Below are 10,315 nucleotides of genomic sequence, written 5' to 3'. Positions count from 1 at the left end.
AAGTCGGCCTCAAGCCGCCGAAAGAACGTTGAATTCGCGTTGAGATTGCACAATGCGAAAGTTTGCGACTGGCGGGCGCGTACATCGAGGCGCGCCGCTTCCGCCGGGGGTGTATTTCCGCAACCTGCTAGCCGGCCACCGCTAGCTGAGGCTTGCAACGCACGCAGACTCGTGCGACCCAAGCGATCGGACCAGTACGGCTGAAGCTTGCAATGCGCGGACACACACACCTGATCCTCGTCGATGGAAATCGCTGGCGCAAAAAACCGCGACACGATGTCATATTCAGCGAGCGAACCGTTTGGTTCGGTACGTGCGGTCAGCACGACGCCACGACATTCAAGGCCGTGAATTGCAGCGATATCAGGCACAAAGCGTGTGACGATAGACTCATCCGCGACGACGGCAATCAGATCATCATAAGCGCGCCGGCATTCGACCAGCGGCACACCCAGCGCGTCCGACACGGCGCGCGCCGTCACCCTGTCAGCAGCGACGCTGAGAATGCGAGGGAAGCTCATGGTGATGGCCTCGCTAGCGCGCGCGTGATAGTCAGAGCGCCGCTCCTCGACCTGAACTTCAGCGCGGGGCCCGGCACTTCCCCTCGAGTAAATAGCCAATGCGCCGCCGCGAGCGTCGCGTGACCACAGAGCTCAAGCTCGGCACTAGGCGTAAACCATCGTATGTCGAAGCTCGCGAGTTCGTCGTGGTCCGATGATGGCAGCACAAAGGCAGTGGTCGGCAGCTTCGCATAGTGAGCGGCCGAACAGGCGTTGAAATACTTCGGCGAACTGTACGCGGTTGAGCGCGATGTTGCAGAACTCAAGCCCGATCGTAGGCGTGAAGTGCGCCAAGAGCGCGCCCGGCCAATCGCCGATGCGCTACATGAGTGGATGGCTGCTCAGCGCAAGCTGGTCTCCGAGGGATCGGCAATTGCCAGGGCACTCGACTATAGCCTCAGGCGCTGGGTGGCGCTCACGCGTTATCTGGACGATGGGCACGTGCCTGTCGATAACAACTGGGTCGAGAACCAAATTCGTCCCTGGGCCCTGGGCCGCTCGAACTGGCTGTTCGCAGGTTCGTTGTGTGCCGGCCAACGCGCCGCTGCGATCATGAGCTTGATTCGATCCGCGCAGCTCAATGGCCACGATCCGTACGTCTATCTGAAAGACGTCCTCAATCGCTTGCCCACCCATCGAGCCGACGACATCGCCGCACTTCTGCCGCATCGCTGGGCTCCTGCCGCAGCTTGATTGACGGCAATTTAGGCTGAGGGGTGCCTTTGCCGGGCGCTTACCGAACGAACCTCCATTTGGTGTGTGGAAACCATCGTTTACCGTTAGTTGTCAGTTTCCAGAGGCTTGCGCGACAGGGGTTTGGAGGTATAGGTATTGGGCTCTTTTAATATGCGACTCAACGCGTTTCCAAGAAGCATGCGATTCAATTTATCTGACATCAGCGTGATGTGATTGCCAGGTACTGGATTTGTAAAGAGACGCGACGATGGGATAATTTTATCCCAGCCATGCGTTTGAGGAGAGGTGTGATCGCCTTGGTCGGGCTTCTCAAGCGCATAAAATAGGTGGATTGTTGAATGCAACGGCGGCGGAGCATAAATCTTTATCATGTCGACGTAATTGTGGATGCGCTTGTAGTGATCGACGGCGATCTTGATGGGGATTGCTTTTGGAAGAATTTTTAGTTTCTGCGCAAGCTCAATTATCTCTTGAATGCTTAGCCTTCCAAAACTTTCTTGCATCTTATTTATGGTTTCTCTTGGTATGATATTTCCGCAATCGGAAATCGACATAACGAATCGTTGCTCGATAGTCAAATTGTCATTTCTGAAAGTGCTCGGGGCAGGTGTGTCAATAAGTCCAACAAAATCGATCTCCATTCCCATGTCGGAAAGTTGTTTTGCGATAGCGTAGGAGAGAATTCCGCCCGTACAGTAGCCGCAAACTCGATAGGGTCCGGTTGATTGGGTGCCAATTATAATATTGGCCATTTTCTCAGCAAGATCTTCAATCAAACTGGATGGGTCGTCAAGACTTGGTGGCCATGGAAGTACATATGTCGGGCAATCAATGTTTATGCTCTCGGAAAGGGGGAATGCGTAAGAATGATCTCCCGAGCCATCCGGTACGAAGAATATCGGAGGTTCTGATCCAGATGGTCGAATCGTGATTGCACTGATATTTGAGGTAAATGACGGATAAGTGTTGATGTGTAAAGCTAGTTTCGCCAGAGTGGAGTGTTGAAATATGTCATTCAAGGTACATATCATGCTGCGTTTCGCTGCATGGGTAATCATTTGAACAGCGAGCAGGGAGTGTCCGCCAAGCGCAAAGAATGAATCGTGTCGACTGACCGTGTGGACGCCGAGGAGTTCACGCCAGATGTCGGCCAGTGCGATCTCCAGTGCACCGATGGGGGCTTCGTACGCGGCATGGGCGAGTGAGTCGGCATCCGGAGCGGGCAGTGCCCGGCGATCGAGTTTGCCGTTGGGGGTGAGAGGCAACGCGTGCAGCCGCACGAAAGCGCTAGGGACCATGTAATCGGGCAGGCGGCTGGCGAGCCAGTCGCGCAGTTCACCTGGCGATGTTTCGTTGCCTGTGACATAGGCCACCAGACGTTTGTCCGTGTCGCCGAGTGCGACTACGACGGCTTCGCGTATGGCGGGGTGCTCTGCGAGAGAGGTTTCGATTTCGCCGGGCTCGATGCGGAAGCCGCGAATTTTAACCTGGTGGTCGTTGCGACCGAGGAACACAAGATTGCCGTCGGGCAGGTAGCGGGCCAGATCGCCGGTGCGATACATGCGGGCATCGGAGTGATGGGAGAAGGGATCGGGGAGGAAGCGTTCGGCGGTCAGTTCTGGGCGGTTCAGATAGCCACGAGCCACGCCTGCGCCGCCGATATACAGTTCACCCACTGCGCCTAGCGGCACCGGTTGACCGTGGCTGTCTAGCAGGTAAATCCGAGTGTTCGAGATCGGTCGGCCAATAGACGGATCCAACCCTGGTACCATCCGACGTCTAGTCGACCAGATAGTCGTCTCGGTTGGTCCGTACATGTTCCAGAGGACTTGCACATGATCGAACATGCGTGCGGCGAGTGATGCAGGCAGTGCTTCGCCGCCGCAAAGCAACGTGAAAGATGCGTTGGGCCAGCGGTGATTCAACAGCGCGCTCCAGTGTGCCGGCGTGGCTTGAACGAACGTAACGGCTTCCTGTTCGATCGGTGCGAGAAGGCGCTCGGGGTCAATTGCGACATCGCGCGAAGCAAGCATCAGCCGTGCGCCGGACAGCAATGGCAAATATAGCTCTAACGCTGCGATATCGAACGATACCGATGTGAGATTGAGCACAGTATCATCCGCAGCGATGCCGGGCTCCGACGCCATCGCGCTGCATAGGTTGACCAGTGATACGTGTTCGACCATCACTCCCTTTGGGGCACCGGTGGAGCCGGAGGTGTAGATCACATAAGCGAGATGGCGTGAGGTCAGGCCCGGTATCTGAGGATTGGTCTCGGGTTGTACAGGAGCGTCGTTGGGGTCGATCAGGGTGTAACCGGCCAACGCCTGGCCCAGTACCTCCTTGCCCGCCTGATCGCTCAGGACGATGGCGGGCTGGGCATCGGAGAGTATGTGAGCGAGTCGCTCTCCCGGATAGGCGGGGTCGAGCGGCACATAGGCGCCGCCAGCCTTGAGAATGGCCAATAGACCGACGATCATGGCGGCAGAGCGCTCCACGCAGATGGCCACCCGGGTATCGGGCGCGACGCCCAGCGCGACGAGTTGATGGGCAAGCCTGTTGGCGCGCGCATTGAGTTGTGCATAGCTGAGCTGCTCGGCTTCGTGAACGATGGCCACGGCTTCGGGCGTTCGCTCGGTTTGCTCTTCGAACAACTGGTGAATGCACGCCTGATCGGGATAGGGCGCCTCGGTTGCGTTCCAGATCTGCAGCAGCAGTTCCCGCTCCGCTTTGGGTATCACCTCCAATTGACGCACCGGCTGGCCAGGAGTCTGCTCCAGCGCATCGGCCAGACTGCAGAGCGCCTGTTCCATATACCCACATACCCGCTGCGAATCGATGGGCGATTGCACCTGCGCCGTCACCCCCAGCGCCTGTCCGTAATCCTCCACCGACAGCACGAATGGATAGTTGGTCCTCTCCTGGGAGCTGAGCATTTCGATACCCGACAAGGTGTCGCTTGCCTTGGTCTCGCCGAACGGTTTCGAGTTATGCCGGTAATTCAGCAGCGCACTGAACAGTGGCGTGCCTGCTGGCACGCCACTGCATCGCTGAGCCAGCGCGAGCGATGCATGTTCGTGCTCCAGCAGTTCCGCCAGCCTTGCATGCGTATGATGCACGCGCTCGGCCACACTGACCTCATCCATATCCAACCGAAGCGGCAGCGTGTTGATGAACAGCCCCATCGCCCGGTCTGCTCCTTCGCCCGCTTGCATCCGCCCGAACAAGACTGTGCCGAATACGACCTGTTCCTGCCCACTGGTACGCGCAAGCACTTGCGCCCACGCGACATGACACAGGCTGGCGAGACTCACGCCCAGGCGTTTGGCCTGTGCACGCAGCCTCAGGTTCAAATCGGAGGATAGCATTCGCCGGGTCTCGCCTACCTGAGAGCCATCACGGTGTACCTCGACCAGCCCGAACGGCAGCGTTGGCTCAGTGACGTCCGCGAGCATTGCCTGGAAGAAGCGTTCGTGTTCTTCTGTCGAGGTTCCCAGTCGGGCTTGTGCGATAAGATTACGGAACGGTTCGGGCGATGGCAGAATCGCACCTGGATCTTCCATGAATGCCCGCACCTCTGCCTGCATCACCTCTAGCGTCGAATGGTCGCTAATCAGATGATGTAGCAGGGTGAGTAGGATCCAGCGTCCTAGTTCATCTTGCGCGACTACAAAGCGCAGCAGCGGCGCCTGGCTTAGATCGATCCGGTACTGGTGGGGGCCGAAACGCTCAGCCAGTTGGATGGTAACGGGACCGTCTGCCGGCGAGAGTTTCAGCTCGGTTACTGGCAGCGAAGCTTGCCGCCAGACCACCTGGGCGGGATTTGACAGACCTTCCCAGACGAATGCGGTACGCAGAATGTCGTGTCGATTGACAACGTGCTGGACCGCGGCCAAATAACGGTCCAGCGTATCACGTTCCGTGAAAGCCATTTGAATGAGCAGCAGATAGGGGTCACCGTCAGTGGCCAGCAGGTGGTGAAACAGGATGCCGTCCTGTAAGGGAGAGAGGGCATAGATGTCTTGTATCGTAGAGGCCCCCCCCGGTACATTGGCCACAATACGATCGATTTCGTCCTGAGAGAGATCGATTAGCGGCAGCAGGTCGGGCGTGATGGTCTGGCAATCCGGCGCAATCTGATTAGGTGGCACTGGCACTTCGCGACGCTGGCCCAGGACGCGAGCCAGTGCGGACAGCACCGGGGTCTGGAACAGGTCACGTACAGCCAGACTCAGGTCCAGACGGCGCAGCCGTTCGATCATTTGAACAGCGAGCAGGGAGTGTCCGCCAAGCGCAAAGAATGAATCGTGTCGACTGACCGTGTGGACGCCGAGGAGTTCACGCCAGATGTCGGCCAGTGCGATCTCCAGTGCACCGATGGGGGCTTCGTACGCGGCATGGGCGAGTGAGTCGGCATCCGGAGCGGGCAGTGCCCGGCGATCGAGTTTGCCGTTGGGGGTGAGAGGCAACGCGTGCAGCCGCACGAAAGCGCTAGGGACCATGTAATCGGGCAGGCGGCTGGCGAGCCAGTCGCGCAGTTCACCTGGCGATGTTTCGTTGCCTGTGACATAGGCCACCAGACGTTTGTCCGTGTCGCCGAGTGCGACTACGACGGCTTCGCGTATGGCGGGGTGCTCTGCGAGAGAGGTTTCGATTTCGCCGGGCTCGATGCGGAAGCCGCGAATTTTAACCTGGTGGTCGTTGCGACCGAGGAACACAAGATTGCCGTCGGGCAGGTAGCGGGCCAGATCGCCGGTGCGATACATGCGGGCATCGGAGTGATGGGAGAAGGGATCGGGGAGGAAGCGTTCGGCGGTCAGTTCTGGGCGGTTCAGATAGCCACGAGCCACGCCTGCGCCGCCGATATACAGTTCACCCACTGCGCCTAGCGGCACCGGTTGACCGTGGCTGTCTAGCAGGTAAATCCGAGTGTTCGAGATCGGTCGGCCGATCGGGATTGGTTCGCTATGTTCGGCAGATTTTTTTATTTCGTATGCAACGCAGCCGACCGTTGTCTCGGTCGGTCCATAGTGGTTGAATATCCGTGTTTCCGGAGCATGGGTTTGCCATATTTCAATTTGCGCATGCCGTAAGGTTTCTCCCCCCACGACCAGAGTACAAATGCGCCCAGCCATCGCTTCGACCGGTAGTATCCCTCGAAGTGCCTCTAAATGGGATGGCGTGAGTTTGACCGGTGATAAATTGTTACCGTCAACAATGGCTTGACGCCAGTCGAGCTTGGAGTTGCCCTCAGAAGAGAGATATAGCCGACGCCCACAAATTAGCGCAGGATACAAGGCCGTGAGGCCCAAGTCAAAGCTGATAGAAGAAGAAAGCACAGAGCCGTGACCGTCAGCAACGCCAAATCGTTCAACCGCATATGATGCATAATTAACGATGGAGCAATGTTCAATGCACACTCCCTTTGGGGCACTGGTGGAGCCGGAGGTGTAGATCACATAAGCGAGGTGGCGTGAGGTCAGGCCCGGTATCTGAGGATTGGTCTCGGGTTGTACAGGAGCGTCGTTGGGGTCGATCAGGGTGTAACCGGCCAACGCCTGGCCCAGTACCTCCTTGCCCGCCTGATCGCTCAGGACGATGGCGGGCTGGGCATCGGAGAGTATGTGAGCGAGTCGCTCTCCCGGATAGGCGGGGTCGAGCGGCACATAGGCGCCGCCAGCCTTGAGAATGGCCAATAGACCGACGATCATGGCGGCAGAGCGCTCCACGCAGATGGCCACCCGGGTATCGGGCGCGACGCCCAGCGCGACGAGTTGATGGGCAAGCCTGTTGGCGCGCGCATTGAGTTGTGCATAGCTGAGCTGCTCGGCTTCGTGAACGATGGCCACGGCTTCGGGCGTTCGCTCGGTTTGCTCTTCGAACAATTGGTGAATGCACCGATCAAGTTGATATTCCGTCTCAGTTCGATTCCAGGTTTTCAACAACAAATTCCGCTCATCAGTTTCAAGTAGATCGATACGGCCAACCGATTGAGTGGAGTCGTCGACAATTGCGCCTAACACTTTCAAGAAGCGTCTCTGATGAGCAATCAATTCAGCTTCCGAATAAATATCGGGGTTCGCATCGAAATCTATTCTCACCTCTCCGTCATCGGACGGCGAATAAATTGAGACCATCAGGTCGTTGACCGTAGCATTGCCAAGATTATGTGTCGTCGACAAGCAAGAGCCGAACGACAATCCATAATCGAAGGGCATCAGGTTTACCGTAGGGCCAAAAAGTGGCTGTGTGTGAAGCCGGTCGAGATCTCGCCTAAGCACTTCGCTACGATAACGTTGATGCCGGAGGCCTCGTTGAATTTGCTTAGCAGCCTGCCCCATTAATTCTGTTGCACTATTCTCATGGTGAACGGATAGTCGAATGGGCAGGACATTTGCCGTCATGCCGGGAGTCAAGCGATCCTCGCCCACGCGGGCCGTGACAGTAAAACCCAGCGATATTTCCTCGGCGCCAGTAGATCGGTAGAGATAGGTGGCAACAGCTACCGTTATTTGATTTGCCAAACGACTATGGTCATTAAAAAGTTCCCGTAGTGATTGAGATGAAATATAAGCAGTCTGGCGGAGGCGATGCCGTAAGGCGGGCGCATACCGATTCGCTAACGTAACGGGGGCTGGCCAGTCCGAGCAACGTCTCATCCAGTATTTCTTGTCGCGCTCGAAAGCAAATGAGCCGCGATAGCGTGCATCGCTTCCTAATAAATGTGATAAGGGAGAAAAATAGGATTTGTCTGCTTTTTTCCCTCTAACGCGCATGCTGTAGAAATGCGCAACGCGACGCGCAACCAGTACGCCACTATGACCATCCATCACACTATGGTGGTAACGTTGATACCAAATAAATCGATCAGAAGCAATCTTGAGTAACGCATAGTAAAATAGGGGATCCTGTTTCATATCGAACGGCGTTTCGAAATTAACCTCCATCCATCTGGTAGCCTCTCTGGTGGGAGCTGCTTTTGAACTGAAATCGATAGTTGGCAACGACCAATCGATGGATGGGGCAACGAATGCTCGGAGCGACCCGTTCACCTCAATAAGTCGGCAACGTAAAGCCTCCGCTTCCTGAACCACTGCGCGTAAAGATTCCTCGAACACTGTGGGATCAATGCAGCCGCGTATTTCGGTGTATTGTCCAATGTTGTGGACAGGGCCGCATGGGTTAATTTGTTCGGCAAGCCAGATCTCCGTCTGTGCTGAGGATGCCGCGAATAGTTGAGGACCGACGTCCTGACAAGTGATGTGATTGCGCTCGCCGTCGTCAATCCAAACATTATCAGGATTCGGGTGCTGACCATTAGTAACAATCCGGTGGTTCATGTTCTCCTCGCGACTCCATTACGACAAGGACATTTGAAAGACTGATGCGCAATGATTCGGTTTAGGGCAATGCTGATCAAGTCCACCGTTCACGACTGTCACGCGTTATAGCGTGAGCATGCAACGGCGAAAGCAAAAAACGATGAAGCAACTGACACTGGCGATGGCTGTCGATCAATGCGCAGGATTCGGGGCGCAGCGCAAGCCTACGCGACGCGAAGCGTTTCTCGACGAGATGAACGCGATCGTGCCGTGGGCGGAGCTGTGCGCAGTGGCGGAGCCGTTTTATCCGAAACGCGGCAATGGTCGCCCGCCGATCGCGCTGGAGCGCATGTTGCGAATCCATTTTGTGCAGCACTGGTTCAATCTCGCCGACCTTGCATGTGAAGAGGCGCTGTACGACAGCCTCAGCCTGCGCCGTTTCGTTGGCATTGACCTTGGCAGCGAAACGGTTCCGGACGCCACCACGCTGCTCAAATTCCGGCATTTGCTGGAAGAGCATAAGCTGGGCGAGCGAATCTTCGCGGAAGTGGGAGTGGTGCTGCAGGCGCGGGGAGCAAAGCTCAAGAGCGGCACGATCGTCGACGCCACACTGATCGGTGCACCCTCGTCGACGAAGAACAAGGAGAAGGCGCGTGACCCGGAAATGCATCAGACGCGCAAGGGCCAGCAATGGTATTTCGGCATGAAGCTCCACATCGGTATGGACAGTCAGAGCGGGCTGGCTCATAGCGCGGTCGTAACCGCCGCCAACGTACACGACAAGCATCCGCTGCCGCAGTTGCTGCACGGTGAGGAGCAACGCGACTACGGTGACAGCGCATACGCGAGCCAGAAAGCACTGATTCACAGCAAGGCCCCGAAGGCACGTGACTTCACCAACAAGCGCACGCGGCGCAAGGACATCGTCGACGAGGTGGCGCGCCGCAAGAACCGCAACAAGTCGAAGATCCGTGCCCGGGTCGAGCATGTGTTCGCGGTCGTGAAGCGGCTGTGGGGCTTCACGAAGGTTCGTTATCGCGGGCTGGCGAAGAACGCCAATCGCGCCTTCGTTGCGCTCGCGCTGGCCAATCTTTACATGTGGCGAGGTCGCTCGACAGCACAGGTGCGCCCGTAGAGGGCCAAAGACGGGCGACAAGCCCGTGCAGGGCGCCTCAAGGGGCCCAACATGAGCAGGAATGCTCGCTTTTACGGCTGTTATTCGCGATCTCAAAAGTTTACACATGTCTTGGTCGCAACCCGTTGTGTTTACACGGCTTGATCAGCGTAGCCTTAGGCGTTGTCGTCAGTTACGATACGGTTCGACGCCGGTGCGATAAATTCGGTGCGTGCTTTGCGCACCGAGTGAAAGACGCCTTGCAAGCCCGGCACCACATGGCACCTTGACGAAGTACTCGTGACGTTACACGCCAGCCTTCTGTTATGGCGTCGTCGATCACCACGGTGCTGAACTCGATATCCCGCTACAGAAGCGCGGCCACAAGGCTGCAGCGAAGCGTTTTTTCAAACGCGTACTTGCAGGGGGTCTGCGGCACCGCGCGAGATATGGATGTCGAGACAAGGACAGCCCCAAAGGACCGTAACGCTCGCACTCCACGACCACGACCTCGCGCCTGCGCCGTGATCTTGTAGGTCCATGAGCGATGCATCCCAAACGACGCGGTAACATCATTTGGATGCTCGGTAATAATGCTATTGCGATTAGCAAGTCACCAAAAG

Annotated in this window: 2 protein-coding genes and 3 pseudogenes; 3 read left to right on the top strand and 2 right to left on the bottom strand. The window is 57.0% G+C overall.

Annotated features, from left to right (window positions below; translation table 11 throughout):
* Nucleotides 1-727 (bottom strand): annotated as a pseudogene (locus AB4Y42_RS40695) (PhzF family phenazine biosynthesis protein); the annotation flags it as partial.
* A gap of 34 nt (nt 728-761) precedes the next feature.
* On the opposite strand from AB4Y42_RS40695, the pseudogene AB4Y42_RS40690 reads away from it, so the two are divergent.
* Nucleotides 762-1,253: pseudogene (locus tag AB4Y42_RS40690) on the top strand (transposase); the annotation flags it as partial.
* Between the two features lie 86 nt (nt 1,254-1,339).
* Here the strand turns inward: AB4Y42_RS40690 and AB4Y42_RS40685 are convergent.
* Nucleotides 1,340-8,596 carry an amino acid adenylation domain-containing protein gene (locus AB4Y42_RS40685; protein ID WP_368697456.1) on the bottom strand — a complete coding sequence of 2,419 codons (7,257 nt, stop codon included), beginning with the start codon at nt 8,594-8,596 and terminating at the stop codon, nt 1,340-1,342.
* Between the two features lie 142 nt (nt 8,597-8,738).
* On the opposite strand from AB4Y42_RS40685, the gene AB4Y42_RS40680 reads away from it, so the two are divergent.
* On the top strand, nt 8,739-9,713 hold the full coding sequence (locus AB4Y42_RS40680; protein ID WP_368697457.1) for an IS5 family transposase: 975 nt from the start codon (nt 8,739-8,741) through the stop codon (nt 9,711-9,713).
* A gap of 158 nt (nt 9,714-9,871) precedes the next feature.
* Nucleotides 9,872-10,116: pseudogene (locus AB4Y42_RS40675) on the top strand (DDE-type integrase/transposase/recombinase); the annotation flags it as partial.
* Nucleotides 10,117-10,315: the final 199 nt, after the last annotated feature.

It is taken from the genome of Paraburkholderia sp. EG286B (genome assembly GCF_040965655.1).
Taxonomy (GTDB): domain Bacteria; phylum Pseudomonadota; class Gammaproteobacteria; order Burkholderiales; family Burkholderiaceae; genus Paraburkholderia.
The sequence above is the reverse complement of the archived record's forward strand: the minus strand, read 5'-3'. Positions and strand labels throughout refer to the sequence as shown.

Bases quoted from the DNA above. Each gene is read 5' to 3' on its own strand.
- AB4Y42_RS40680 (WP_368697457.1), top strand. From the start codon at position 8,739: ATGAAGCAACTGACACTGGCGATGGCTGTCGATCAATGCGCAGGATTC.
- AB4Y42_RS40685 (WP_368697456.1), bottom strand. From the start codon at position 8,596: ATGAACCACCGGATTGTTACTAATGGTCAGCACCCGAATCCTGATAAT.